24 protein-coding genes and 1 pseudogene are annotated in these 26,899 nt (G+C 67.5%); 15 read left to right on the top strand and 10 right to left on the bottom strand.

The window, feature by feature from the left end:
* Positions 1-59 precede the first annotated feature (59 nt).
* Complete coding sequence (locus RJ1_RS34490; protein WP_083400608.1) at positions 60-965, top strand: DMT family transporter; 906 nt, start codon at positions 60-62, stop codon at positions 963-965.
* Here RJ1_RS34490 and RJ1_RS34485 read toward each other — a convergent pair.
* Positions 938-1,705, bottom strand: coding sequence for a hypothetical protein (locus RJ1_RS34485; RefSeq protein WP_073366934.1), 768 nt, complete (start codon positions 1,703-1,705; stop codon positions 938-940). The two genes, RJ1_RS34490 and RJ1_RS34485, sit on opposite strands and share 28 nt — an antisense overlap.
* Before the next feature lie 132 nt (positions 1,706-1,837).
* Between RJ1_RS34485 and RJ1_RS34480 the strand changes: the two genes are divergently transcribed.
* Positions 1,838-2,083 carry a sigma factor-like helix-turn-helix DNA-binding protein gene (locus RJ1_RS34480; RefSeq protein WP_073366933.1) on the top strand — a complete coding sequence of 82 codons (246 nt, stop codon included), beginning with the start codon at positions 1,838-1,840 and terminating at the stop codon, positions 2,081-2,083.
* 65 nt (positions 2,084-2,148) lie between these two features.
* On the opposite strand, the gene RJ1_RS34475 is transcribed toward RJ1_RS34480, so the two are convergent.
* Both RJ1_RS34475 and RJ1_RS34470 read right to left on the bottom strand, forming a co-directional pair.
* Positions 2,149-2,433 (bottom strand): WhiB family transcriptional regulator, encoded by a 285-nt coding sequence (locus tag RJ1_RS34475; RefSeq protein WP_073366932.1) that lies wholly within the window; start codon positions 2,431-2,433, stop codon positions 2,149-2,151.
* 184 nt (positions 2,434-2,617) lie between these two features.
* Complete coding sequence (locus tag RJ1_RS34470; RefSeq protein WP_083400610.1) at positions 2,618-3,949, bottom strand: MFS transporter; 1,332 nt, start codon at positions 3,947-3,949, stop codon at positions 2,618-2,620.
* A 211-nt stretch (positions 3,950-4,160) separates the two neighbouring features.
* Between RJ1_RS34470 and RJ1_RS34465 the strand changes: the two genes are divergently transcribed.
* The 8 genes from RJ1_RS34465 to RJ1_RS48165 are packed head-to-tail and all read left to right on the top strand — an operon-like array spanning position 4,161 to position 12,302.
* A complete protein-coding gene (locus RJ1_RS34465) occupies positions 4,161-4,625 on the top strand; it encodes a MaoC family dehydratase (protein WP_073366931.1) in 465 nt (154 codons plus the stop codon).
* A gap of 51 nt (positions 4,626-4,676) precedes the next feature.
* The gene (locus RJ1_RS34460; RefSeq protein WP_073366930.1) at positions 4,677-6,626 is read left to right on the top strand and encodes an AMP-binding protein; all 1,950 of its coding nucleotides are present in this window, start codon (positions 4,677-4,679) and stop codon (positions 6,624-6,626) included.
* A 10-nt stretch (positions 6,627-6,636) separates the two neighbouring features.
* Positions 6,637-7,803 (top strand): acyl-CoA dehydrogenase family protein, encoded by a 1,167-nt coding sequence (locus RJ1_RS34455; protein WP_005250148.1) that lies wholly within the window; start codon positions 6,637-6,639, stop codon positions 7,801-7,803.
* 25 nt (positions 7,804-7,828) lie between these two features.
* Positions 7,829-8,950 carry a CaiB/BaiF CoA transferase family protein gene (locus RJ1_RS34450; RefSeq protein ID WP_073366929.1) on the top strand — a complete coding sequence of 374 codons (1,122 nt, stop codon included), beginning with the start codon at positions 7,829-7,831 and terminating at the stop codon, positions 8,948-8,950.
* Positions 8,951-9,003: 53 nt separating this feature from the next.
* Positions 9,004-9,795: an enoyl-CoA hydratase/isomerase family protein gene (locus tag RJ1_RS34445; RefSeq protein ID WP_073366928.1), complete on the top strand. Its 792-nt coding sequence runs from the start codon at positions 9,004-9,006 to the stop codon at positions 9,793-9,795.
* Positions 9,792-10,946, top strand: a complete 1,155-nt coding sequence (locus tag RJ1_RS34440) for a CaiB/BaiF CoA transferase family protein (RefSeq protein ID WP_073366927.1) — start codon at positions 9,792-9,794, stop codon at positions 10,944-10,946. Before RJ1_RS34445 ends, RJ1_RS34440 begins: the two co-directional genes overlap by 4 nt.
* Positions 10,947-10,962: 16 nt before the next feature.
* Complete coding sequence (locus tag RJ1_RS48170; RefSeq protein ID WP_240319874.1) at positions 10,963-11,784, top strand: phenylacetate--CoA ligase family protein; 822 nt, start codon at positions 10,963-10,965, stop codon at positions 11,782-11,784.
* Complete coding sequence (locus tag RJ1_RS48165; RefSeq protein ID WP_240319875.1) at positions 11,760-12,302, top strand: phenylacetate--CoA ligase family protein; 543 nt, start codon at positions 11,760-11,762, stop codon at positions 12,300-12,302. Before RJ1_RS48170 ends, RJ1_RS48165 begins: the two co-directional genes overlap by 25 nt.
* A gap of 15 nt (positions 12,303-12,317) precedes the next feature.
* Here RJ1_RS48165 and RJ1_RS34430 read toward each other — a convergent pair whose 3' ends face one another.
* Genes RJ1_RS34430 through RJ1_RS34420 form a run of 3 tightly spaced genes read right to left on the bottom strand, consistent with a single transcriptional unit; the run spans position 12,318 to position 16,162 of the window.
* Entirely contained in the window at positions 12,318-13,193 is an 876-nt protein-coding gene (locus RJ1_RS34430) for an alpha/beta fold hydrolase (protein WP_073366926.1), read from the bottom strand.
* 57 nt (positions 13,194-13,250) lie between these two features.
* Positions 13,251-14,642 (bottom strand): MmgE/PrpD family protein, encoded by a 1,392-nt coding sequence (locus tag RJ1_RS34425; RefSeq protein WP_073366925.1) that lies wholly within the window; start codon positions 14,640-14,642, stop codon positions 13,251-13,253.
* Between the two features lie 26 nt (positions 14,643-14,668).
* Positions 14,669-16,162, bottom strand: a complete 1,494-nt coding sequence (locus RJ1_RS34420; protein ID WP_073366924.1) for an aldehyde dehydrogenase — start codon at positions 16,160-16,162, stop codon at positions 14,669-14,671.
* A gap of 218 nt (positions 16,163-16,380) precedes the next feature.
* On the opposite strand from RJ1_RS34420, the gene RJ1_RS34415 reads away from it, so the two are divergent.
* From RJ1_RS34415 to RJ1_RS34405, 3 genes are all read left to right on the top strand, one after another.
* Positions 16,381-17,556 carry a CaiB/BaiF CoA transferase family protein gene (locus tag RJ1_RS34415; protein WP_073366923.1) on the top strand — a complete coding sequence of 392 codons (1,176 nt, stop codon included), beginning with the start codon at positions 16,381-16,383 and terminating at the stop codon, positions 17,554-17,556.
* A 34-nt stretch (positions 17,557-17,590) separates the two neighbouring features.
* Positions 17,591-18,484 (top strand): HpcH/HpaI aldolase/citrate lyase family protein, encoded by an 894-nt coding sequence (locus tag RJ1_RS34410; RefSeq protein WP_073366939.1) that lies wholly within the window; start codon positions 17,591-17,593, stop codon positions 18,482-18,484.
* A gap of 300 nt (positions 18,485-18,784) precedes the next feature.
* On the top strand, positions 18,785-20,026 hold the full coding sequence (locus tag RJ1_RS34405; protein WP_240319876.1) for an MFS transporter: 1,242 nt from the start codon (positions 18,785-18,787) through the stop codon (positions 20,024-20,026).
* A 95-nt stretch (positions 20,027-20,121) separates the two neighbouring features.
* On the opposite strand, the pseudogene RJ1_RS34400 reads toward RJ1_RS34405, so the two are convergent.
* Positions 20,122-21,027, bottom strand: a pseudogene (locus RJ1_RS34400) (alpha/beta hydrolase); the annotation flags it as partial.
* A gap of 46 nt (positions 21,028-21,073) precedes the next feature.
* The gene (locus RJ1_RS34395; protein ID WP_205415374.1) at positions 21,074-22,000 is read right to left on the bottom strand and encodes an alpha/beta hydrolase; all 927 of its coding nucleotides are present in this window, start codon (positions 21,998-22,000) and stop codon (positions 21,074-21,076) included.
* A gap of 170 nt (positions 22,001-22,170) precedes the next feature.
* On the opposite strand from RJ1_RS34395, the gene RJ1_RS34390 reads away from it, so the two are divergent.
* Positions 22,171-23,037 carry a helix-turn-helix domain-containing protein gene (locus tag RJ1_RS34390; protein ID WP_073366920.1) on the top strand — a complete coding sequence of 289 codons (867 nt, stop codon included), beginning with the start codon at positions 22,171-22,173 and terminating at the stop codon, positions 23,035-23,037.
* Between the two features lie 398 nt (positions 23,038-23,435).
* Positions 23,436-24,155 carry a nitroreductase gene (locus RJ1_RS34385; protein ID WP_073366919.1) on the top strand — a complete coding sequence of 240 codons (720 nt, stop codon included), beginning with the start codon at positions 23,436-23,438 and terminating at the stop codon, positions 24,153-24,155.
* Between the two features lie 117 nt (positions 24,156-24,272).
* Here RJ1_RS34385 and RJ1_RS34380 read toward each other — a convergent pair whose 3' ends face one another.
* The gene (locus tag RJ1_RS34380; RefSeq protein ID WP_073366918.1) at positions 24,273-25,763 is read right to left on the bottom strand and encodes an aldehyde dehydrogenase family protein; all 1,491 of its coding nucleotides are present in this window, start codon (positions 25,761-25,763) and stop codon (positions 24,273-24,275) included.
* Between the two features lie 91 nt (positions 25,764-25,854).
* Positions 25,855-26,874 (bottom strand): zinc-dependent alcohol dehydrogenase family protein, encoded by a 1,020-nt coding sequence (locus RJ1_RS34375; protein WP_061045670.1) that lies wholly within the window; start codon positions 26,872-26,874, stop codon positions 25,855-25,857.
* Positions 26,875-26,899: the final 25 nt, after the last annotated feature.

The following is a 26,899-nucleotide window of genomic DNA, read 5'->3' as shown; positions in this document are numbered from 1 at the left end:
GGGGGTGCGCATCGGCGCTCACGTCACCGGGCGAACCGGACATTCTGCACTTACAGTGAGTGACTGTGACCGACTCCGTGCTCGCCGTGGTGTTCGCAGTCGGCGCCGCCCTCTGCATTGCCGTCGGGACGGTGGTCCGTCACCGCAGTGCCGCGCAAGTCCCGGACGACAGCGTCGGCGTGCTCGGACCGATCACGTCGCTGGTCCGTCAGCCGGTGTGGTGGTTCGGCACGGTCGTCGGTATCGGCGGGTACGCGCTGCAGGCGGCCGCTCTCGGCCTCGGGTCGCTGCTGCTGGTGCAGCCCCTTCTCGTGCTGTCGCTGCTGTTCGCGCTGCCGCTGGGCGCACGATTCTCCGGCCGTACGGTCACGCTGACCGACTGGCTGTGGGCCTCCGCCCTCACCGCCGCGATCGCCGTCCTCGTCGTGGTCGGCGACCCACGACCGGGAGTCGAGCGCGCGGAAACCCGGCACTGGATCGTCATCTGCCTGATCGGGCTGCCGTTCGTTCTCGCGTGCCTGCTCGGTGCGCGGACGGGCAGCCGGTCGCGCCGGGCCCTGCTGCTCGGATTGGCGGGCGGCGCGCTGTTCGGTGTGGCCGCCGTACTGACGAAGGGCGTGGTGCACCTCGCGGGTGAGGGGCCGAGGCCGCTGTTCACGTCGATCGAGTTGTACGCGCTGGTCGTCGTGGGTGCCGCCGCGGTGTCGCTGCAGCAGTCGGCGTTCCAGGTCGGTGCGCTGCAGGCCTCCCTCCCGGCCACCACCGTGATGGAACCGCTCGTCGCGTCGCTTCTCGGATTCGTGGTGCTCGGTGAGTACCTCGACGCCGACCGGAAGGTGACCGCCGTGCTCGTCGTCGCCCTGGTCGCCGTCGTCATGGCCGCGGTGGCGCTGGCGCGCGGTGCCGCCGTCACGGAGGAACCCGACGGCGATGCGGCTCAGCCCCTGTCGCGGTCGCGTAGGTAATCCGCCAGCGGAGCGTGCCGTTGTATCCGTGACACGGCGATGCGGCGCGCCACCACCCACATGACCACGGAGACGATCACGGCGAGAACGACGCATACCGCGAAGTCGGCGGTGCCGATGCGGGTGTGCACGTCCGCCGGTTTCACGATGCGCCACAACACGGCCGGGACGACGACGATCGCCACCGAGAACGCCGGGAACACCCCGTAGGGGATCACCAGCAGGATCAGCCACCGGACGACGACGGTGCGCCACCGGGCGCGTTGCTCCCACCGCCACCGCAGCGAACGCTGGTGGTACGGGAAGAAGATTCCGACCAGGCTCGTCCCGGCGAGCGCGCCGAACGGACACAGCGCCACCGCGGCGACGACCACCGCGGTGAACAGCCAGTCCTGCTCGGCGAACCCGACGACGACCGCGATCGTCGCGCACAGCGGGGCGATCAGCATCCACAACGCCACCGCCTTGGCGGCAAGCAACGCACGTAGCGCGTCCCGGTCGTCGAGCGAGGCGAGAACCCGCTCGCTGTCCGGTGCCAGCACGTTGGTGGCGGTGACGTCCGCATACATCCAGCCGGCGAGGGCCAGGGCGAAACCCGACGGTCCCGTCCACTCGAACAACCAGTTCCGGGGCAGCAGGAACCAGGCACCGATCATCAGGACGGCGTTGAACGCGACGGTCGCAAGGGTGTCTGCCGGGTTGCGCCAGATTCTGATCCACTCCGCGCGAAGAGCGGCCATGACGTTCAGCGTAAAGCGCCGGGCGGGCCGCCGGAGCCGTGTCGGCAGGATCCCGGACCATCGGGACGCCGGTCCCTTCCACCTGGGACATCGGGTCGGCCACAGCGGTGCGATCCGAGAGAAAGGCCTGTCGTGACCATCGACGACGAGGAGGCGACCCGGCCCGCGAGCCTCGTGGACACCCTCCCCAGCCGCCACCGGACCGTGCTGCGACTACGCCTCGCCCACAGACTGCCGGCCGTCGAGGTCGCGCGCATCCTCGGGACGAACGTCGAGGCCGTCCTCCTCTTCCAGCACGCGGCACTCAATCTCCTCCGGCGGCATCTTGCGGCTGGGGTGGTGTTCGAAGTCGACGGTTCCGCGGACCCGCGTTCCTGAACGACGTTGTGAGATCGGCCGTGCAGCCGCGAGGGTCTCGAGTACACATGGCCATTTGACGGTGGTTACCGTTGCCAGCGGCTCCATTTTCTGGCGGCGCCGAGTTCCCGCGGAGTCAATCCGCCCCACACTCCGTGTTGTTCGCCGAAATGGATGGCGTACTGGCGGCATTCATCGATCACCGGGCACTGTCGACACACATCCTTCGCGGTGCGCACGCGCTGCGGTGGGGGTTTCGCGGTGTCGTCGTCGAGGTAGAAGACGGTGATGTCCATGCCGCGGCAACGTGCGCGCAACCGCCATTCCTCCGGAGTGACGTCAACATCCGGTGCGGTGTGTGATGTTCTCACGGAACACGCTCCGATCGTTCGACGAGGTGTGTCTTGCCGATGTCGGCAATTAGAAAACATAATATATATAGTGGTGAAACGGGTCAACCAGCCCGAACTAGCGCCGGCTGGTCGACAGACGATTGTGCCCAGTACTTCTGACGGTGTCAGAAGTACTGGGCACAAATCGGAAGCTCGCTGCGGGTCAGCGGGTGACGCGGAGGAGCTCGCGATCACGCGCCGGGTCGGCGAGAATCAGCGCGACGATCGCGACGATGGCGCCCACTATGCCCAGGCACTGGAACGACGCCTGGTAGCCGTCGATCTTCGTCGTCGAGGCATCGACGACGATTCCCATCGACCACGGTCCGATGATCCCGCCGATGGCTTGCAACGCGAAGAAGGCGCCGATGACTCCGGCTGTCTGGCGCGGCGGGCACGTCGCGATCACCGCGGCATTGAGCAGCGGGAACACCGCGACGACCAGCCCGTACGCCACCGAGACCGCGCAGACCGCGAGGAGCGGAGACCCTAGGGCCGGCAGGCTCAGCAGCAGAACCCCGGCGACGATGACGCCGACGCACGGTACGACCACGCGGACCAGGCGGATCGACATGCCGCGGCTGATCCCGCGGTCGCTCAGCCAGGATCCGCCGATGAGCGTTGCGAGCCCGACGAAGCTCGGCGCGGCGAACAATGTGCCCGACTCGAGGCGGGAGTATCCCAACCCCTGCTCGAAGTATGAGGGCAACCAGGTGAGCACGACGGTCATGAGCGCATAGGCGCTCATCGCGACGAGTACGGCGGACACGAAGGTTCGCGTGGTGAGCAGGCGCCGCCAGGCGACCGCCGGCTCGCTGTCGGTGTCGTCGGTCGACGTGTTCTTCCCGCCCACGACATACGGGCCCGGTCGCCAGGTCAGCAGCCACGGGATGCACCACAGCGCGGTCGCGAAACTGAGCACGATGATGGCCGCGCGCCACCCGTACTCGGCCACCACCAGCGCGAGCATCGGGACGACTGCCATCTTGGCCAGCATGCTTCCGCTGATGATGAGCGCGCTCGGGAGCCCCCGCTTCGCGGGCGCGTGCCACGAGTAGGCGGCGGTGTGCAGCAAACCGGATGTCGGTCCCTCCGCGAGGCCGAGAAGCATCCGGCTCGCGAGCAGCACCGCGAACGTCGACCACACGACGAGCGGCAGCATGACGACGCCCCACAGCACGGCGATGATCGCGATGGACCACCGGAGGGCGAGAAACTTGTTGATCGGTCCCGCGAAGAAGCCGCCGAAGCTGAAGGCGAGGAAGAACATGCTGCCAGTGAAGCCGATCTGTGACGCACTGAGCCCGAGGTCCTCGCTGAGCGGCTGGGCGATGAGGCCGAACACCGCCTTGTCGGACGCATTCATGAGGTACAGCACCACGAGCATTCCCGTGATGCCCCACGCTGTCAGCTTGCGAGGTTCGGTTGCCGGTTCGGACCGCGGGACTTTCGTGGGCACGGGGTCGGTCATGAGGTGTTCTTCGGTGTTGTTCACGTAAGGGTGTCCTTCAGTCTTGTCGTCGAGATCACACCGTCAACGCTGTGTGCTGTGCATCATATACTATTCACGCATTGCGAAGGTTGCGCAATGCATTGAGCATTAAACATTGCGTTCTTGCATGCATAATATATTTAACCTAGAGTGAGGCTACGAACTGCAGCGACCGAGAGTCGTACTCGTCGTCGCTCGATAGAAAGGACGTCACATGCCGGGTTTGTACTTCGAGGAATTCGCACCGGGAATGGTTATCGATCACGAGGTGCGCCGCACCGTGACCGAAACCGACAACGTCATGTTCAGCACGATGACCCTGAACATGGCACCACTCCACCTGGATGCGGAATACAGCAAGGACTCCATCCACGGGCAGCGTCTGGTGAACAGCCTGTTCCTCCTCGGCCTCGTTGCCGGCATCTCGATGCACGACACCACCTATGGGACCACCCTCGGCAACCTCGGCTTCGACTCGATCAAGTTCCCGAAGCCGGTGTTCCACGGTGACACCATCCACGTGCGCACCGAGATCGTATCGGCCCGGGAGTCCAAGAGTCGCAACGACTCCGGCATCGTCACCTTCCGTCACTACGGCATCAACCAGCGCGACGAGATCGTGTGCGACGCCACCCGCGTCGGCCTGATGCTCAAGAAGTCGGCCGACGCGCAGGCCTGATCGCTCATCCCGACCCGACGACCGACAGTCCCAGACGAGGAGAACACGGAAATGGGCATCAGTAGCCAGCCCGAGGACATTGCCTGGGTTCCCGGACCCGCGGTGCGCGAGCGCGCGAGGCTGCTCGCGGCGATGAAGAGCTGGGGCTTCGGCGACGATGCCGCCGCCGTCGCCGAACTGGGTCGTCGCGCCGTCGCCGATCCCGAGTGGTTCTGGCACGAGGCGCTCGCCGACCTCGACGTCGAGTTCTCGGTGCCGTTCGACCGAGTTCTCGACGAGTCCGAAGGCAAGGAATTCCCGAGATGGTTCCCCGGCGGCCGGATCAACGTCGCCGAACTGGCGGCCCTCCGGCACGGCCGCGGTGACCTCTCCGGTAAGACCGCGGTGGTCTACGAGGGCGACGGGGGACAGCGGCGCACGCTGACCTTCGCAGAGCTCGCGGCGGAGGTGAGCCGGTTCGCGGCACACCTCGCGGGCCTGGGAGTGCGCCGTGGCGATCGGGTGGTGTTGTTCATGCCGGTCGTGCCCGAGGCCGCCGTGGCCTTTCTCGCGATCGCGATGATCGGCGCGGTCGCGGTGCCCACGTTCAGTGGATATGCGCCCGACGCCCTGGCCACGCGTCTGCAGGATTCGGACGCCGTCCTCCTGGTGACCGCCGACGGCACGACGCGCCGCGACAAGGTCGTCGAGATGAAGGCGACCGCAGACGCCGCACTCGCGCAGGCGCCGTCGGTGCGCTCCGTCGTCGTGATCCGGCACCTGGGAACCGACGTGCCGATGCAGGCCGGCCGCGACGTCTACTACGACGAACTGGCAGCCGATCCGGAACCCGTGCCGACCGCCGAGACCGAGTCGAACGACCCGCTCGCGATCGTCTACACGTCCGGAACCACGGGCAGGCCGAAGGGAATCGTGCACTCGCACGGCGGTTTCGCGGCCAAGACCGCGGTCGACTTCGCGTACGGCTTCGACGTGCACGCCGACGACGTGGTCTCCTGGATCACCGACCTCGGTTGGCTCGTAGGCCCGATGCTCATGACCGGTCCGCTGCAGCTCGGCGCGACCATCGTGATGATCGAGGGCCTGCCCACCCACCCCACATCGAATCGTATGTGGGAGATCGTGAACCGCAACGGTGTCACCGTGCAGGGCATCGCGCCGACGGCGGCGCGCGCACTCAAGGCGGCGGGCGACGGCAGCGCTCCGGCGATGCCGACCCTGAAGACGTTCGTCTCCACCGGCGAGGCCTGGGACGAGCCGACCTGGTTCTGGCTGTTCGACGAGGTCGGCGGGCAAGAGCGCGCGATCGTCAACTACAGCGGCGGCACCGAGGTCGGTGGCGGCATCCTCGTCGGCTACCCGTTCCTGCCGGCCGCACCGGCGGCATTCACCGGGCCGCTGCCCGGCGTCGATGCCGCGGTGCTCGATGACGACGGCAGGCCCGTCGTCGGGCAGATCGGCGAACTCGCGGTGCTCAACACGTTCCCCGGGATGACGCACGCCTTCTGGCAGGACCGGGACCGCTACCTGGACACCTACTGGAGTCGCTGGGACGGCGTCTGGGTACACGGCGACCTCGCGAGCGTCGACTCTGCGGGCATGTGGCGGATCCACGGCCGCTCGGACGACACGATCAAGCTCTCCGGGCGCCGCGTGGGGCCGGCCGAGATCGAGGCCGCCCTGCTGCGGGACAACCGGATCACGGAGGTCGCGGTGATCGGCGTGCCGGACGAGATGCGCGGTCAGCGGGCGGTGGCGTTCGCGGTGCTGCGCGCCGACGGTGTCGACAACGACGACCTGCAGGCGACGGCGCTGGCGAACGCGAGCAAATCCTTTGCGCCCGAGGTGTATGCGGTGCAGACGCTGCCGAAGACGAAGAACGGAAAGATCATGCGCCGCGCCATCCGGTCGCGGTTCATCGGTGCCCCGATCGGCGACATGTCGTCGCTCGACCCGGCGACGCCGCTCGAGGACATTCCCGTGTACGCGGGCGAAGACTAGGAGTACTGAGATGGCAGATTTCGACACCGAAAGCAACATCGAGATCGTCCGCAAGGCGACTCGCGAGCTGGCGCGGAAGTTCGACAACAACTACTGGCTCGACAAGGACAACAAGCACGAATACCCCTGGGATTTCATCAAGGCCTTCGCGGACGGGGGCTGGCTCGGCGCGATGATCCCGGAGGAGTACGGCGGGATCGGTCTGGGCCTGCAGGAAGCCGCCGTGATGATGGGCGAGATCGCATCCTCCGGCGGCGGCATGAGCGGTGGCTCGGCGATCCACTTCTACGTCTTCCCGCCGGCGCCGATCGTCCGGTACGGCTCGGAGGAGATGAAGAAGAAGTATCTCCCCAAGCTGGCCTCGGGTGAGATGCTCACCGCGTTCGGCATCACCGAGCCGACCGCCGGTGTCGACACGTCCCGCATCAAGACGAAGGCGACCAAGGTCGACGGCGGCTGGGTCATCAACGGCCAGAAGGTGTTCATCACCAACGCCCAGAACGCGCACCGCATCCTGCTGCTGGCCCGCACGGCGCCGCGGCGCGACGACAAGCCGCTGCACGGGATGACGATCTTCTTCGCCGAACTCGACCCCAAGCACGTCACGATCCGCGAGATCGACAAGCTCGGCCGCGCGGCCATCGACACCAACGAACTGTTCATCGACAACCTGTTCGTGGCCGACGAGGACGTGGTCGGCGAGGTCGACAAGGGCTTCTACTACATCATCGACGGACTCAACCCCGAACGCATCGTCGTCGCGATGGAGGGCATCGGCCTCGGCCGCGCGGCCCTCGAGATCGGCACCGAGTACGCGAAGAACCGGGTGGTGTTCGATCGCCCGATCGGCCAGAACCAGGCCGTCGCCCATCCGCTCGCGGACTCGTGGATCCGTCTCGAGGCGGCCGAACGCATGGCGATGCACGCCGCGAAACTCTTCGACGACAAGCAGGAGTGCGGACACGAGGCCGCGGCAGCGAAGTACCTCGGCGCCGAGGCCGGCTTCGAAGCGTGCGACCGGGTGTTCTCGACACTGGGCGGCTACGCGTATGCGAAGGAGTACCACATCGAGCGGCTGTGGCGGGAGGTGCGACTCCTGCGCAACGCGCCGTTCTCGCAGGAGATGGTGCGCAACTACGTCTCGCAGCAGGTTCTCGGCCTGCCGCGGTCGTACTGAGCCCCACCGACGAAGGAGTGTGACGATGACCGGTCCGCTGGCTGGAGTCCGGACACTGGTGCTCGCGGGAATGGGCCCGGTGCCGTACGTCTCGATGCTGCTCGCCGACATGGGAGCCGACGTGGTGCGTGTGGTGCGGCCACCGAACCGGTCGGCCCGCGCCCTCAGCCAGACGGACGGTCTGACCGAGGAAGTCGACGTGGTGAACCGGGGCGTCGACGCGGTGGCCGTCGACCTCAAGGACCCGGACGGACGCGAGAGTGTGCTGCGCCTGGCCGAAGCCGCGGACGTTTTCATCGAGGGATACCGGCCCGGCGTGACCGAACGGCTCGGGCTCGGACCGGACGAGGTGATGGCACGCAACGAGCGCCTCGTCTACGTGCGGCTGACCGGCTACGGACAGACGGGGCCGCGTTCGCGGGACGCCGGACACGACATCAACTACGTGGCGCAGTCCGGCGCGTTGCACGCCATGGCACGGTCCGACAGTGCGCCGCGTCCGCCGATCAACCTGCTCGGTGACTACGCGGCAGGCGGCGCCATGGGCGCGTACGGCATTGCGTGCGCCCTGGTCTCCGCCGCCCGCACGGGGCGGGGGCAGGTGATCGACGCCGCGATGGTCGACGGCGTCGCGGCCCTGACCGCCAAGCTCCAGGGCCTGCGCGCCGCGGGCCTCTACTCGGACGATCCGGGGACGAACTTCCTCGACTCCGGAGCACCGTTCTACGACACCTACCGGTGCGCGGAAGGCGGCTACATCGCCGTCGGCGCGCTCGAACCCGATTTCTACCGGGAGTTCACCTCGCGCCTCGGCGTCGATACCGCCGACTGGCCCGACCAGAACGATCGCGCCGCGTGGCCGCATTTGCGGAAGCTCATCGGCGACGCGGTCGAGTGCCGCACCCGTGACGAATGGGAGAAGGTGTTCGCGGGTACCGATGCCTGCGTCACCCCGGTGCTCACGTTCGACGAGGCCGCGGTGGATCCCCACAACACCCAGCGCGGCGTGTACCGGACCGTCGGCGGTGTCCTGCATCCGATGCCCGCGCCGCGTTTCAGCGGCACACCCGCTCGCGAACCCGAGACACCGCGGGTGGGCACGGTCGCCACCGCGGACGTCGCGTCGCGGTGGGGCCTCGGCGACTGACCGAATCGCCGGCACACCGATCGACCCGAGAATTTCCCAGGAAGGAAGCACCAGTGACCAGCTACGAGGACTTCACGTCCGTGAAGGTAGATCGCCCGGAAGAAGGCATTCTCCGCATCATGCTGGACGGGCCGAACCTCAACGCGGTGGGCCCGGACGCGCACCGCGAGCTGGCCGACATCTGGCCGGTGATCGGTCTCGACCAGTCGGTGCGCGCCGTGGTCATTCGCGGCGCCGGTGAGCGGGCGTTTTCGGCGGGCGGCAGTTTCGACCTCGTCGAGGCCATGATCGGCGACTACGCGTCGCGGACCCGGGTGATGCGTGAGGCACGCGACCTGGTGCGCAACATCATCGAGGTCCCGCAGCCGATCATCTCCGCGATCAACGGACCGGCCGCCGGTGCCGGCCTCGTGGCCGCGCTGCTCGCCGACATCTCCGTCGCGGGCCGTCGCACCAAGATCGTCGACGGCCACGTCCGGTTGGGTGTCGCCGCCGGGGACCATGCGGCCATCTGCTGGCCGTTGCTGACGAGCATGGCGAAGGCCAAGTACCACCTGCTCACCAACGAGGTGCTCACCGGTGAGGAGGCGGAGCGGATCGGCATGGTGTCGCTGTGCGTCGACGACGACCAGGTGCAGGACCGGGCGATGGAGATCGCGCGGAAGCTGGCCGCCGGCTCCCGGGCCGGTATCCAGGGCACCAAGATGGCCCTCAACGGCTGGTACCGGCAGGCCATGCCGATCTTCGACGCGTCACTGGGGTTGGAGTTCTACGGCTTCGGTGGTCCCGACGTGGTCGAGGGCGTGTCCTCGCATCGCGAGAAGCGGGAGCCGAAGTTCTCGTGACTGGAACCGAACAGGAAACGCAGGGGCCGCTCGCCGGCATCACCGTGGTCGGACTGGAGCAGGCCATCTCGGCGCCTCTCTGCACGCGCCACCTCGCCGACCTCGGGGCACGCGTGATCAAGGTGGAGGCCCCGGGCTACGGCGACTCGACGCGCGCGTACGACTCCGTGGTCGGCGGGATGTCCGCACACTTCACGTGGTTGAATCACGGTAAGGAGTCGGCGGCGCTGGACCTCAAGTCCGCAGCCGACATGGGGATCTTCCGGAACATTCTCGCCACCGCCGACGTCGTGGTCAGTAACCTCGCGCCCGGTGCGCTCGACCGGCTGGGGATCGGCACCCGGGACCTCTCGCGTGACTTCCCGCGCCTGATCGTGGTCGACATCTCCGGCTACGGGAAGGGCGGTCCCCTCGACCACAAGAGGGCGTACGACCTGCTCATCCAGGCGGAGGGCGGGTCCTGCAGCATCACCGGTACACCGGGGCATCCGGCCAAGCCGGGCATACCGGTGGCCGACGTCGGCACGGCGCTGTACGCGTACTCGGCGGTGCTGGCGGCGCTCTACGACCGGGAGCGGACCGGACGCGGAGCGGTCATCCCGATCGCCATGCTCGACACCGTCGCCGAGATGATGGGGTTCGCCCTCAATCAGGTGATCCACGCCGGCACCGAGCCGGTGCCGGTCGGCATGGGCTCACCGATGATCGCGCCCTATGGCGCGTACCCCACCTCCGACGGGCAGACCGCGGTGCTCGGGACCACCAACGACCGGGAGTGGCGACGCCTCGCCGAGATGATCGGCCGGCCGGAGCTCGTCGACGAACCGCCGTACGTGCACAACGACAATCGCGTCGAGGCGCGTGACGAACTGGACGCGGTCGTGGGGGCGTGGTGCGCGGAGCACACGCTGGCGGAGATCCAGAAGACGGCGGACGCCGCGGGGATCGGCAACGCCCGGCTCAACAGCGTGCGCGACCTGGCCGAGCACCCGCAGCTGGTCGAGCGGGGACGGTGGCGTGAGGTGGGTACCCCGTCCGGCCCGGTGCCGGCGCTGCTGCCGCCCGCGGTGGCCGACGGCTGGCCGGTGCGCAGCGGCGCGGTGCCCGCCCTCGGCGCGCACACCAACGCCATCCGGGCCGAATTCGAGTAGGAAGAGGGATCGCACCATGGCTGTTCCCCATTCGGCACGGCACTGGAGCGCGGTCGAATCGCTCGCGCCCGGCGACGCTGCGGATCTGCAGAACCGTCGGCTGCGCGAGCAACTCGACTATCTGGCCGCCCGCAGCGACTTCTACAAGGCGAAGTTCGCCGAGCGTTCCGTCGACGTCACCCGTGTGCGCACGGTGGAGGACCTCGCGGTCCTGCCGTTCACCGAGAAGCAGGAACTGCGGGACAGTCTGGCGGCCACGCCGCCGCTGGGAAACCATGTCGCGGCCGATGCCGTCGACATCGTGCAGATCCAGGCGTCGTCGGGCACCACCGGCAGCCCGTCCTACGTCGGGTTGACGCGGCGCGACATCGACGTCTGGTGCGAACTCGGAGCGCGGGCCTTGTACGCCAACGGTTTTCGACCCGGCGACCGGTTGCTGCACGGCTTCGGGATGAGCAAGGGCTTCGTCGGCGGGATCCCCGTCGTGCAGATGGCGCAGTACATGGGCATCGTCGACATTCCGATCGGCGCGGAGGCGGGCGCCGAGCGACTCCTGCGTGTGCAGGCGGACCAGCGGCCCGACGCGCTGATCGGCACGCCGAACTTCCTGGCGTATCTGGCCGAGCAGGCGCCGGCGATCCTCGGCCTGCAGGCCCGCGATCTGGGTGTGCGCGCGATCAGCGTGGGCGGCGAGCCCGGTGGCGGTCTGCCCGCGGTCCGCGGCAAGCTCGAGTCGTTGTGGGGCGCCACGTCGCGGGAGATGCTCGGCGGCACCGACATCGCCTGCATCTACTGGGGCGGGTGCGAGGCGGGATGCACTTCCTCTCCCCGGACCTGATGGTGGCCGAGCTGATCGATCCGGAGACCGACGAGATCGTCGCGCCCGTGGCGGGCGCGCGGGGAGAGTTGGTGTACACGGCGCTGCGCAGGCAGGCGTCGCCGCTGCTGCGGTTCCGCACCCGCGACCACGTGGTGGTCACCGGCACCGACTGCGCATGTGGCCGCACCGGGTACAAGGTGCGGTGCGTCGGCCGGACCGACGACATGCTGATCGTGCGCGGCATCAACCTCTTTCCTTCCGCGGTCAAGCAATTGGTGTCGGAGCTGGCGCTGGCCACCACCGGCGAGATGCGTATCCGCGTCGACTTCGAGGGGCATTCGACCCAGAGGCCGCTCATGCTGGTCGTGGAGTATTCCGACGGACTCGGTACCGAGCAGCAGGACGACCTGCGGTCGTCGATCGAGCAGCGGGTCCGGTCGGCGCTGGGGGTCAAGGCAGTGGTCGAACTCGTGCCCGACCGCACCCTCGCGCGACCGGACCACGTCAAGGTGAATCTCATCGAACGGGTGTCGTGACGGAGGTGACTCTGCTCAGCGCGACGGGAGAGCCCGTTCGAGGAAGCCTTCGAGGTGCAGGGCGAATGCCTCGTTGTCGTCGCCGGCGATCATGTGCCCCGCGTCCACTTCGACGGCCTCGGAGTTCGGCACCAGGGCGAGCATCTCGTCGACCGCCTTCCGCGAGACGATCTCCGATCTGGTTCCGTGAACTATCAAGGTGGGAACCGTGATCCGGGTGGCCAGGGCGGCGAGTCGGCGCTCATCGGAGTTGCCGCGGTTGTCCGCGTAGCCGACGAAGGCCGGGTCCCAGTGCCAGTACCAGCGGCCGTCGCCTCTGAGACGCAGGTTCTTTCGTAACCCGTCGCTGCGGCGACGGCGGGGTGGCGTGCCGCGGAAGGCATCGATAGCCGCGGACGCGTCGTCGAGTGACGCGAACCCGTTGGGCGCCGCGCCCAGGAAGTCGCGGACCCTCCGCTGGCCGGCGCGGTCGATCCGATGCGTGATGTCGACCAGCACCAACCCGGCGAGGGAACGGGGGCGTCCGCCCGCGACGACGATACCCGTCCGGCCGCCCAGCGAGGCGCCTACGACGACAACCCGGCCGCCGAGTTCGGCGAGTACCGCCTCGAGGTCGGCCGCGAAAAGCTCGGCCGAATATTCCGGCGCCCATTCGCTGTCTCCGTGCCCGCGCGCATCGAGAGTGACTGCGCGCCAGCCACCCTCGGCCAGTCGCGCCGCCGTGCGATCCCACGAGTGCCGGGTCTGGCCGCCGCCGTGGAGGAGAAGGACGGTCCCCTCTGTCGAATCGGTCAGCAGATCGTCGGGTTCCCACCGATCGCCGGCAAGGCGGACCCCACCGGTTCCTGTGAACTCCACGGGGATCGGCCGCGCTGTGGTCTGGGCGTCCATCAGCTCTCTTTCTCGTCATCGGCCGCCGGCCCGGTGGGGGCCGGCGGCCGGAGGGAATCAGACCTTCAGCAGGGCTGCGAAGTCGGAGGCGGGCATGTCGGGGTCGCCGCTCTGGATGGCCTGCAGCAGGGTGTCGCCACGATCGGTGCCCAGTGAGGCCGAGGTGACGTCGCGGAACTTCGCATCGAGGTCCTCCTGCGACATCGGGTTCTCGGCGGTGCCGGTGGGGTTGTCGATGAACAGGGTTTCGGTGGTGCCGTCGGTGTAGGTCACGGTGATGTCGCCGACCCACCGGCCCGGGTAGGCCTTGTCCAGTTCCGGTTCGACCTCGATCTTGACCTTCTGCGCGAGGGCGGCGACGTCGCTGCCGGCGCCGATGTCGAGTCGTCCGGCCATGTAGGCGTGGTGGGTGGAGAAGCCGTTGCCCTTGCCGAGCGTCGACAGGGCGAATTGGAACGGCAGGCTGTATTGCAGGTGCTCGATGATCTTGGGTGCGTAGGCGTTGGCGTTCTTGTTGCCGATGACCACGTCGCCGCCGGTCTGGATGCCCAGGAGCACCGAGTCGATGTCGGCGGCGCGGGCGGCGAGCTGGCGGGCGCCGTCGATGTAGGCGTGGTTGATGCCGCAGCAGCAGTAGGGTTTGATCCAGACGCGGGTGATCTCGAAGGTCCTGTCGAGGCCGAATGTGGCGGCGGCGTCGGCGACGGGGCGGCCGACGAAGGTGCGGTAGAAGCCCTTCCCGCCGGTGAGGAATGTGGTCGGGCCGGTGATGCCGGCGGCGGCCATCTCAGCCGCGCGGATGCCGTTGCGGGTGCCGATGCCGGAGTGGACGCGTTTGATCGAGCCGCCGGACGACGTGTATTCGGTGGTGCCGGAGGCGTGGCTGAGCGCGATGGCGAGGGCGTGCACGGTGGTCTCGACGTCGAAACCGCGCATCTTGGCGACGACGGCGGCCGCGCCGAAGTTCGACAGCAGCCCGTGCGGGTGGAAGCCTCGTTCGAGCAGTTCGGGTGCGGCGAGGTTGCCGATGCGGGTGTACACCTCGTAGCCGGCGACGATGCCGGTGATCACGTCGCGCATCGTGGCGCCGAGTTCCTCGCCGACCGCGAGTGCGGCGGAGACGACGGTGCTGCCGGGGTGCGACGAGCTGGCCCGGTGGGCGTCGTCGTATTCGAAGCCGTGGCCGTAGGTGGCGTTGACGAACGCGGCGTCCGCGGCGCTCATCTGGTCGCCGGTGGCGGCGACATGGGCCTTGCCTGGGACGTGCGCAGCGCGCGTCAACTCGAGCACCGCCTGGCTCCAGGGCAGCGATGCGCTTCCGACCTGGAGGGCGAGCTGGTCTTGCATCAGGCGTCGCGCGCCGGCGAGCGCGTCGGCGGGGATGGTGTCGAAGGTCAGGTCGGTGACGAGCCGGGCGACGGCTTCTTCGACGGGTGGGAGGGTGCCCATGTGTGTGTCCTTTTCGGTGTTGGGGGTCAGGAAAGCGAACCGAGCAGCCCGGCCGGGATGCCGTATGACTTGAGCTCGACGTAGGCGTCGAAGCCCTCGAGGCCGGCCTCGCGCCCGATGCCGCTGTTCTTGAAACCACCGATCGGGGCGGTGAAGCCCACCGGGCTGCCGTTGACTTCGATTGTGCCGGTGCGGATGTGGCGGGCCACCGACAGCGCGTGCTCGGGATCGGCGGCGAAGACCGAGCCGTTGAGGCCGTATTCCGAATTGTTCGCGATGTCGATCGCCTCGGCCTCGGTGTCGAACGTGTGCACGGTGAGAACCGGGCCGAAGATCTCCTCCTGCGCGATCTTCGCGAAGGGATCGACGTCGGCGAAGATCGTGGGCTCGACGTACCAACCGCGGTCGAGGCCTTCGGGGCGGCCGCCGCCCACCAGCAGGGAGGCGCCGGACGTCTTCGCGTCGGCGATATAGCCCTCGACACGGCTGCGGTGGCGGTCGCTGACCATCGGACCGATTTCGGTGGCCGGGTCGAACGGGTCGCCGACCGGCATCGAGCCGATCAGCTCCAGCAGGCGATCGTGGAGTTCGTCGCGCCGCGAGCGGGCAACGACGATGCGGGTCTTGTTGCTGCACACCTGGCCGCTGTTGCGCAGTGACACGGCGCGGATCGCAGCGACTGCGGCATCGAGGTCGGCGTCGTCGAGCAACACCGCGGCGGACTTGCCGCCCAGTTCGAGGGTCACACGGCGAAGGTCGTGGCCACAGAGCGAGGCGATGCGACGGCCCGCCGGGGTCGACCCGGTGAACGACACCTTGTCGACGCCGGGATGCCGCACCAGGTACTCGCTGACCTCGCGCTGGGCAGGGACGATGTTCACGACACCCTCGGGCAGGCCGATCTTGTCGAGCATGTCGCCGAGCAGATACGCGTCCAGCGGAGTCTCGGGGGAGGGCTTGACCACCATGGTGCAGCCGGCGAGCAACGCCGGGGCGAGCTTGATCATGGTGATGAGCAGCGGTGCGTTCCACGGCACGACGGCGGCGACAACGCCGACCGGCTCGCGGGTCACCAGCGCGCTGCCGGATGCCGACGTGCGGGTATCGCTCCACGGGTAGGTGGGCGCGATGTCCAGGAAGGAATCCAGAAGCATGCGGGGGCCGATGGACTGCATCTTCGTGGACAGGGTGATCGGACACCCCATCTCGGCGCTGACCAGCCGGGCCGTCTCGCTCTCACGCGCGGCGAGTTCCGCGCTGAGTTTCCGCAGGACCGTGATGCGCTCCTCGAGCGACATCCGAGGCCAGGGCCCCTTGTCGAACGCCTCGCGCGCAGCGGTGACGGCCGCATCGATGTCGGCCTCGACGCCCTCCGGCACCCGCGCAACGAGCTGTTCTGTGGCCGGCGAGATCACCTCGAAGGTGCGTTCGGATGCCGGCTGCACCCACTGCCCGCCGATGAACAGCGCGTCGTACCGGCCCTGCCACAGTTCTGGCTGCAGTTCTGTCTGCGCACTCATCGTGCTCCTTCGCATTCGCTTCGTCATAGACGTGACCGGGTCTCGGGTGCGCTCGATGTGCGCTGCGCCATGTAAAGTATATTATGTTTCACACTCTGAGGGAAGGCCCTCGCGATCTCGCGGGGCATGGATTGCAGCCGCCGGCGTCGAAGCGAGCGGGGCTTGACCGCACTGCAGATGATATATAATATTTAGGTTCGACACGAAGGTGAGGCAACATGCAGCACAAGCCACTCGACGGTATCCGGATACTCGAGATCGGGGGGTACATCGCGCTCCCATTCGGGACGTCGATACTGTGCGCGCTCGGCGCCGAGGTGGTCAAGGTCGAGCGCCCCGTGGTGGGCGAGGATTTCCGCCGTCACCAGAATGACGGTAGCCCGTACTTCCGGCAGTACAACACCGGAAAGCGCAGTCTGTCGGTCGACCTGAAGTCGGAAGAGGGCGTCGCGCTGGTCAAGGCGCTGATACCGCACTTCGACGTGGTCCTCGAGAACCTGCGCCCGGGCAAGGTGGCGGCCATGGGGCTGGGCCCCGAGGACTGCCGCGCCCTCCGCCCCGACATCGTGTACGGCTCGGTCACCGGGTTCGGTGCCGGCGGACCGCTCGCCAACCGCCCCGCCTACGACACGATCGGCCACGCGTTCGGCGGTCTGTACTCGCTGTTCAGCGACGGCGACCACCCGCAACTGGCCGGTGGCCTGAGCGCGGACCTCGTCACGGGCCTGAGCACTGCCACCGGCGTCCTCGCGGCCCTGGTGGGGCGACTGAAGACCGGCCGGCCGCAGCGGATGGAGACGTCGATCATGGAGGCGGTCAGCGCGCTCACCGTCGACGGCATCACCCAGTCCTTCGAGCTCGGCAACAACCCCGCCCGCACAAGCAGGCACCCGCAGGCGCAGAACTTCTGCGTCCCGACGTCGACCGGCGAGTACCTGGCCGTTCACCTGTCGTCGTCGCAGAAGTTCTGGCACGCGCTGTGCCGCGCCATGGACCGCATGGACCTGACCGAGGACCCCCGGTTCGGCGAGTACCGGCCGCGGGAGTCGAACTACTTCGAGCTCGTGCCGATCGTCGAGGCGGAGTTCGCCAAGCAGTCGAAGGACTACTGGGAGAAGGTCCTCACCGAGGCCGACGTGCCGTTCGCACCGGTTCTGTCGATGACCGGCTATCTGGAGCACGAGCAGGTCGAGCACCTGAAGCTGGTCGAGTGGCAGCCCGACGGTCTGCCTCTGATCCGCCCGCCGTGGACCTTCGACGGCGAGCGACCGGACCGCGGTGCCCGCGCGCCCAAGGTCGGCTCCGACACCCGTGCCGTGGCGAGCGAGGTGCTCCCCGTCGAGGAGATCGACGCACTACTCGAGCGCGGCGTCCTCTTCGCCGACGAGTCCTGATTCCTTCGAATTCGCATATCACTGAGGAGTGTTCATGAAGCCGTACCGTTCCATGCTGTTCGTGCCGGGCCACAAGCCGAGCTGGGCCGACAAGGGCCTGGCCTCCGGTGCCGACGCCCTGATCCTCGACCTGGAGGACTCGGTGCCCACCGCAGACAAGGACGAGGCGCGTCTGGTCGTCGCCGACACCATCGACCGTCTGCACGCCGAGGGTGTCCGCGCCGACCTGTGGGTGCGGCCCAACGCGTCCGTGTCCGGAATCCAGGGCAAGGACCTCGAGGCCGTGATCCAGCCGGGTCTGGCAGGGTTGTTCTTGCCCAAGGTATTCGACGCCGAGGAACTCGTCCGTATCGACGCCGTCGTGTCGCACATCGAGGCGCGGGAAGGAGTCGAAGCCGGCAGCGTGGGCCTCATCGTGAGCTACGAGACGGCGGTCGCGATGGCGCACTGCGAGGAGATGGCGGCCGCCACCCCGCGCATCCGCAGCCTGCTGGGCGCCACCGGACCGAGCGCGGACGTGGGCCGCGAACTGGGCTTCGAATTCACCCCGGCCGGCCTGGAGACGCTGTACCTCCGGAGCCGCATCGTCCTCGCAGCCCGCGCGGCGGGCCTGCACCATCCCGTTGCCGGCGTGTGGCAAGACATCAAGGACCTCGACGGTGCCCGGCAGTTCTGCCTGGACAACAAGCAGCTCGGCTACCGCGGAATGGTGTGCATTCACCCCTCGCACATCGCCGTCGCCAACGACGTGTTCACACCGTCCCCCGAGCAAGTGGACTTCTACCGCCGCATGATCGAGGCGTTCAAGGTGGCCGAGGCGGCCGGCAGCGCGGCCGTCGACTTCGAGGGCCAGCACATCGACATCGCGCACGTGAAGACCGCCGAGGGCATCATCGAGCAGGCCGAAGCCATCGCGGCGTACGTCTGACCGACGCCGCCGGCGGCCGACGTGCGAAGCCCCGCATCCTTCAGGACGCGGGGCTTCGACGCTCGGGCCCTTCGTCACGGCCGGGCACCGCTCACCTGAGCGAGCCTGAATGGCATCGAGTCCCGGACCTGCCCGCAATCGATGGCCGGACGTAGGCGACTCCCTCGCTTCCTGCACGTGCTGATTTGCATGCACATGATCAGATAGGACCCGGACATGTCACCAACGGCACCATCGATGCCCGACGCATCGACACGGCGCGTGCGCAGCCGACCCGAATCTCGGCGTAGGGCATGGGGGTTGACCGGCCTCCTGGTGACCCTGTACGCCCTCAGTTCGGCCGACAAGGCCGTCTTCGGATTGATTACGGTGCCACTCCGGGAGGAGTTGCACCTGTCGGCCACGCAGATCGGTATGACCGGCAGCATCTTCTTCCTCGCTTACTCTCTCGGCGGGTTCCTCGCCGGTCCGCTGAACCGGATGCTCACCCTGAAGTGGGCGATCGCGCTGATCGCGATCCTGTGGAGTGCGGTGCTGTTGCCGTTGATCGTGTGGGCCACCTTCGCCGCGCTCCTGATCAGCCGCACGCTCCTGGGGATGACCGAGGGGCCGGCTTCTGCCCTGCAGCACACGGCCGCGTATTCGTGGCATGCCCCGGCCAAGCGGGGGCTTCCGGGCGCACTCATCACGTCGGGCACGACGATCGCCAAGATCGCCATCGTTCCGGTGCTGGCATTCGTCATGCATGCCCACGGCTGGCGGGCCACCGTGCTGGTGCTCGCCGCGGCGTCCGCGCTGTGGGTTGTGCCGTGGCTGATCACCTGGTTCCCCGGCCCGTACCTCGGGGTGGGCAAGCCCGGTACCGCGGATGCCGCCACCGAGCCCGCGGTGCCGTGGCGCCACATCGTGCAATCGCGCACCTTCCTGGGAGGGCTCCTCGCGGTGATCCCGGCGTACATGCTGATCAGCGTTGTCCTGCAGTGGCTTCCCTCGTATTTCGAAAATGGTCTCGGGTACTCGCAGCTCCAGTCGGGCTGGATGTTCGCGTTCCCGAGCTTCGTCGGTTTCGCGGCCCTGATCGGTGGCTCGGTTCTCAGCGATCGCGCGGTAGCGCGTGGCTGGTCGGTGCGCGCGGTCCGGGTCATCGCACCCGCGATCGGCATCATCATCGCCGGATGCCTGTTGCTCGCGCTGCCGTCGATCCCGTCGCGCATGCTCACCGTCACCGCGATATCGCTGGCGTACGGCCTGGCCATTGCGGCCTTCCCGCTCTTCACCGCCACGATGTCGGAGATCTGTCCTCCCCGTCAATTGGCGGGGACTTTGGGGATCTTCCTCGCGATGCAGTCGTTGGGCGGTGTCATCGGGCCCTTGGCGACCGGGATCATCCTCGACTCCGCCGCGACGCCTGTGGCGGGTTACCAGTTGACCTTTCAGCTGATCGGCGCCATCGGTGCGGTGTCGGCGCTACTCGCGGTGTCGCTTGCAGATCCGGCGCGTGATCGGAGCCGCAACCGGCAGATCGCGAGCGAGGTCCGTTGAGTCTGTAGCGGAAGATGACCGGGGCGAGGAATGCCGAATCCTCCTGAGCTACAGGGTGTCTCAGTAGTTCGGGAGGAACGAATCGGGCTCGAGGTTCAGTTCTGGTCGGGGCGAGTCGTGAGGTTCTCCCGGAAGAACGGGGTCGCCTCCGCCACAGCACGGTCGACGTACTTCGGCACATCGTAGAAGTCCATGTGGGCGCCACCCTCGACGACCACCAGCTTCTTGGGGCTGCGAACCCGGCCGTGCAATTCGGTGGACATCCACAGGGAACCGGCGTCACTGCCCGCGACGATCAGCAGCGGCGCGGTGAACAGGTCCTCGACCAGATGGAAAGCGTCGAACGTGAAGATCCGGGAGATGCTCTTGGTGAACAGCTGCGTGTTCTTCGCGTTCGGGTGCTGCGCCCGCGGAGTGAGGTAATAGTCGTGCGCCTCGACCAGGTCGCGGGGCGTGTCCTCATCCGGCTGCTCCGGAACGTAGGGGATGTACGCCGGATCTGCACCCTGGGCTTCGGCGGTCCGCTGCTGAGCGACTGCTTCCAACGTGGGCACCGCGGCCGCGTCGGAGTCGGTTCCGTACCAGCCGCGACGGAACGAGGTGCCGATGTTCACGGCGCTGACGGTGGTGACGGCCTTGATCCGGTAATCGGTCAGGGCGGCGTTCACCGCGTACCCGCCGCCGGCGCAGACGCCGAGGACGCCGATCCGGTCAGCGTCGACGTACTTCAGACTCTGGAGGAAGTCGACGGCGGCACGGACGTCCTCGACCCGCGCGAACGGGTCCTCGAGGTGGTGGGGCTCGCCGCCGCTCTCGCCCTGGAACGAGGCGTCGTACGCGAGGGCCACGAAGCCCTCCTCGGCCAGCTTCGCGGCGTACAGACCGGCGGTCTGCTCCTTCACACCGCCGCCCGGGTGCACGGTGACGATTGCCGCGTAGCTGCCCTCCGGATCGAAGTCGGCGGGAAGATGCAGGTTACCGGCCATGTGATCGGGCCGTTCGGGAAGGTAATGGTGTCCATTGCTGGGTTCTCCTGATTGTGTGCGATCAGAGGTTTTTGTCGTAGAAGGGGATCAGTGCGTCGAGGGCCTGCCCGACCGGTTCGGGCTTGTCGTACAGGTCGTAGTGCGACCAGCCCTCGGCCACCACGAGCTGTTTGTTCTTGCAGCCTGCGCGACGGTAGATCTCGAGGCCGTCCCGGTAGGAGCCGAACGCGCCGGGCTTGTCGCCGACGACGACGCACAACGGCTGGGTGAGCAACACCTCGGCGTGGGCGAACGCGTCCCATCCATACCCGGCCGCCCGTCGCGACACCAGGCTTCGGGTCGAACCGTTCGGCTTCTCGCCGCGACCGGTCTTGTAGTACTCGGTTGCCTCGACTACGTCGATGCCCATGCCGGCCGCGGCGTCGACGGTCGGAGGTAGCAGGTTTTCGACGTCCGGTTCGGCGCCCCGGGCCTCGGCGGTACGCTGCGCGGCGATCCCCTCCAATGTCGTGATCGGGTCGTAGCCGCTGAATGCCTCGTGCAGCAGGTGTCCGAAGTTCACCCCCACGAGACTGCCGACGACCTTGATCCGCCGTTCGGTCATCGCCGCGCTGATCGAGTACCCGCCACCTCCGCAGATGCCGAGCACGCCGATCCGATCGTCGTCCACGTACGGCAGCGTGACCAGGTGGTCGACGACGTAGCTGAAGTCCTGGACCCGTTGCGTGGGGTCCTCGACGAACCGGGGCTCGCCGCCGCTGGCGCCCTGGAAGCTGGCGTCGAACGCGATCACCACGTAGCCGGCGTCGGCGAGCGCGGTGCCGTACACGTTGCCGGAAGTCTGCTCCTTGCAGCTGCCGATCGGATGCGCACTGATGATGGCGGGGTACTGCTTCGACTCGTCGAAATTCGGCGGAAAGTAGATGTCCGCCGCGATGTTCCAGTACAGCGCCTTCACGCTCGCGGTCTCGATCCTGTCCGTGGCCATGAAACCATTCCCTTCGTCGCCCGGCGGGATCCGCCGGATGTGTCGCGGTGGATGTCCCCGAGCCGCGCACTCATCACTGTGCTGCGGTCCGCGTGCCCGTGCCAGAGGCCGGTTATCGGGGGTACCCGCAGCCTCTCCCTCGGGCTGCCGACCGTCCCTAAGCTGGTGATATGGAGATCGCCAAGGAGATCAAGGACTTCCTGACGACCCGGCGCGCACGCATCATGCCCGACCAGGTGGGCCTGCCCGCGGGCGGCCGTCGTCGGGTCGCCGGGCTACGCCGCGAGGAAGTCGCGCTGCTCGCCGGCGTGAGCGCCGAATACTACGTGCAGATCGAGCGCGGCGGCGTTTCAGGGGTGTCCGACGAAGTGCTACACGCCATCGCGACCGCGCTGCGGCTCGACGACGAAGAGACGAAACACCTCTTCACGCTGGCCCGCGCGGCGTCCACCAGGCCCCGCAGGCGTAATGCTCCCCGGGCGCGCGTCGAGGTTCCGGAGCCGGTCCAGGCCCTCGTCGACGCGATGATCACCGCTCCCGCGGTCGTGCTGAACGGCCACCTCGACATCGTCGGTGTCAACGCGCTGGGTCGGGCGTTGTATGCCGACGTGTTCGACCGCGCGGACGGCGTGCCCAACCTGGCCCGCTTCGTCTTCCTCGACTCTCGCGCCGACGAGACGTTCCCCGACTGGAACCACGCTGCCGACGACGCCGTCGCGATGCTGCGGGTCGAGGCGGCGCGGTCGCCGTACTCGGCTGCGGTCACCGGTCTCGTCGGCGAGCTGGCAACCCGCAGCGACGAGTTCCGCACACGCTGGGCGACGCACGACATCAAGGCGCACCGGCGCGGCACCAAGCGGTTCCATCATCCCGTCGTCGGCGACCTGACCCTGCGTTTCGAGGCGCTCGAGGTCGCCAGCGCTGCCGGTCTCACGCTGTTCGGGTTCACCGCGGCACCGGGCTCCTCCTCGGAGGAGGCTCTGCGCCTGCTCTCCAGTTGGACCGCGTCCGACAACTCCGAACATCAGCATTCCTGAAGCCGCACGGTGGACCGGACACGAAATAATCAGGGAAGCGCAGGTTTCCGCAGGGGCTCTTGGTTCGTGTCCTTGTTCGAATGAATGGTCGACACGAGCAGGATGACGACCAAGCATGACGACGACGACATAGGCCAGGTAGCCAATATGTTGCGATGGTTGCACTCCGAGGAGTGCGGCGCGACCATCGGTGCAGGCGGGAGTCGACTCCCTTGACGACTCAGTTACTCGATAATGTATTATATTGTAACTCGACTCACGGAGGCACGGCCATGCAGCACAAGCCGCTCGACGAACTGGTGCGGGCGAACGTTCTGTTCGTCGAACCCTGATCCCGCTCGCGCACCGAGGTGCGCGAGCACACATTCTGTAATCCAACGACGATGGGTGAATGATCGATGTCTGCCGATGTATCGACCGAAGTGACTGCGCTGGGTACCGTCGACGGTGGGATCGCTGTGCTGGAGAACCTGTTGGCAACTCGATGGAGTTGCCGCGCGTTCGAGGCGCGCGAGGTTCCCCGACCAGTCATCGAGCGCATGCTCACCCTTGCGCAGCGATCCGCGTCGTGGTGCAACACGCAGCCCTGGCAGGTGATCGTGACCAGTGGAGCGGGGACCGAGCGATTCCGCGACGGTCTTGCGGAGTACGCACGACACCACAGTGCCGCATTCGAATTCGATGCGCCGGCAGAGTACCGCGGTGTCTACCACGACCGGCGCCGGGCAAGCGGATGGCAGCTCTATCAGGCCGTGGGGGTCGAGCGTGGTGATCGCGCCGCGTCTGCGCGCCAATCGTTCGAGAACTTTCGCCTGTTCGGCGCCCCGCATGTCGCGATCATCACGACCGACGCCGAGCAGGGCGTCTACGGTGCCGTGGATTCGGGGCTCTACGTCGGTACTCTCCTGCTCGCGGCGCGAAGTCTGGGGATCGCCACGATCCCGCAAGCCGCCTTGGCGAGCCAATCCCCTTTCATTCGCGAGCACTTCGGCATCCCCGACGACCGCAAGATTCTCCTGGGGATCTCCTTCGGATACGCCGACCTCGACCACCCGGCGAACAGCTACCGCACGGAACGGGCGTCGCTCGACGAGGTAGCCGCCTGGCACGATCACTGACGTGCCCTGGGCCGCCTGATCGGTTGCCGTGGTGGTCGGCACCAATGGTGGCAGGGCGAGCCCTGTCGTGCGCACACTCCAACGCGCCAGAAGGGATCGGCCCTGCCGCCACCCGCGCTAGTCGAGATTGATGTAGACGGCCTTCGGATACAGGTAGCCCTCCACGTGCTCGCGGGCTCCCTTCCAGCCGTACCCGCTCATCTTGGTGCCGCCGAAGCCGATGGCCGGGTCGAGGACGCCGTAGCAGTTGACCCAGATCGTTCCGGCCTTGATGTTCTGCGAGACCTTGTGCGCGGTGGACAGGCTGCGGGTCCACACACCGCCCGCAAGCCCGAACGGTGTGTCGTTCGCGAGTTGCAGCGCGTCGTCCATGTCGTCGAACGGGATCACCGAGGCGACCGGCCCGAAGATCTCCTCCCTGGCGATGGTCATGTCGTTGGACGCGCCGGCGAAGACGGTCGGCTCGACGAAGTAACCCGATGCCAGTTCGCCGCCGAGGCGCTTGCCACCGGCTGCCAGCTGCGCACCCTCGCCTCCGCCGAGGTCGATGTAGTGCATGACCCGATCGAGCTGCCGCTCCGAAATCAACGGCCCCAACTGGGTATTCGGGTCGAGTCCGTCTCCCACGCGGATGGTCTTCGTGAACTCCTGCATGCGCTCGACGAACTCGTCGTGGATCGAACGTTGAACGAAGATCCGCGTGCCTGCGACACAGACCTGGCCGCTGTTGGTGAACACACCCATGGCGGCGCCGGGCACGGCCTTGTCCAGATCGGCATCGGCGAAGACGATGTCGGGCGACTTGCCGCCCAGCTCCAGTTGCAGACGCTTGAGGTTGCCGGCCGACGCGCGGACGATGGTCTGCGCGGTGCCGATCGATCCGGTGAACGCGATCCGGTCGACGTCCCGATGTTCCGCCAGAGCCTGGCCCGCATCGGCGCCGTACCCTGTCACGACGTTGATCACGCCGTCGGGCACACCGGCTTCCATCATCAGCTCGGCCACCCGCAGCACCGACAGTGAGGCATCCTCGGCAGGCTTGAGAACGGCGGTGCATCCGGTAGCGAGTGCCGGGCCGAAGATCCACCACAGGCCGATCAGGGGGCCGTTCCAGGGAATGATCCCGCCGACCACGCCGACGGGGGCGAGGGATTTGAGCGTGAGGAAATCCCCGGGAAGCGAGTTCGGGGGTGTCGCCACGGTCGCGGCGTCGCACTGGGAGGCGAAGAACTGCAGAACCTGCGAGGTCCACTCGGCGAGTCCTCGAGTCCGGGACAGCGGCGCGCCCATGTCCATCGTCTCGATCAGTGCCAGTTCGTCGAAGTGATCGAGGACGATGTCATGAATCTTCAGTATCAACTTGCGGCGCTGATGCGGCGTCCATCGACTCCATTCACCCTCGAATGCTTGGCGGGCCGCCGAGACGGCACGGTCGACATCCGTCGCGTCACCCCTGGCGATACTGCAGAGCACTTGCCCTGTCGCCGGATTGACGGTGTCGATCTGCCGGCCGGATGTCGCTTCTATCCACTTGCCACCGATCAGATTCTTCTTCGCGCCCTGAATGAAATCAGGTACTGCAAGTGGTGTTTCGTCTTGTGTCAGCATTCGTTCTCCTCCCGTCCGGCCGCAGGCCGAAACGGTCGTGGTCGGCCGGTGCGGCCGAGGGTTGTCGTTGATTCGGTGGCCGGGCCGGGTGTCAGAATTCGAAGACCCCCTTGCCGTCGGATTGCTTGTCGAACCACTCGTACGCCTCGGCGGCCTGGTCCAGCGACCAGCTGTGGGTGTAGAGGTCGTCGATCGGGAGTCCGTGCTCGACGACGAACTCGGCGCAGCGCCGCTGCTGGATCGTGGACATCGTCCAGGACGTCATGATCGTCCACTGCTTCTTGTACTGTTCCTCGGTCCGGAAGTGCACTTCCCCGGGGAGTCCGATGAAGCAGGCCCGTCCCCACTTCCCGAGGATGCTCAGCGCGTCGCCGCCGGCTACTCCGGAGGTTTCCAGGATCAGCTCCACGCCCCGGCGGCCGGCGAGATCGGCGATTGTCGTGGCCAGGTCCACCTCGGCCGAGTTGACGACCTCACTCGCGCCGAACTTGCGTGCGCGTTCCAGTCTCGAATTGTTGACGTCGACCGCGATGACCCGGGCCCCGAGTGCCGAGGCGAGCATGGTCCCGGACAGTCCGACCGGGCCCTGCCCGAAGACGACCAGCGTTTTCCCGCCGATGTCGCCCAGCCGCATGAGACCTCCCCACGCCGTTCCGGTGCCGCAGCCGATCGCTGCGCCCGCCTTGTAGCTGAGGCCGTCGGGAAGCGGCAGGAGTGTCCTGGCAGGCACGACGGCGTACGGTGCGTGCCCGCCGTGGGTGGTGATGCTCATCGTCTGGGCGTTTCCGCGGTCGCACATCTGCGGCCATCCGGAGCGACACTGCTCGCACACGTCGCAACCCCAGTAGTGGTGGATCATGACGCGGTCGCCGACGGCAGCCGTGCCGGGGGACACCCCCTCCCCGACAGCGTGTACGTCACCGCAGGGCTCGTGCCCCTGAATGGTGTCGGCGCTCCCTCCGAAAGACACCGCGCCCCGGTAGAAATGGAGATCGCTGCCGCACATCCCGGACGCCCGCATCCGAACGACTACTTCTCCCGGCCCCGGTTGGGGTGCCGGGAACTCCTTGAGAACGACTCGGCCATCCCCCGGAAACGTGATTCCCTGCATTGTCTTCTTCCTCCTCGTGTCAGGT

It is taken from the genome of Rhodococcus jostii NBRC 16295 (assembly GCF_001894825.1).
Taxonomy (GTDB): domain Bacteria; phylum Actinomycetota; class Actinomycetes; order Mycobacteriales; family Mycobacteriaceae; genus Rhodococcus_F; species Rhodococcus_F jostii.
The sequence above is the reverse complement of the archived record's forward strand: the minus strand, read 5'-3'. Positions and strand labels throughout refer to the sequence as shown.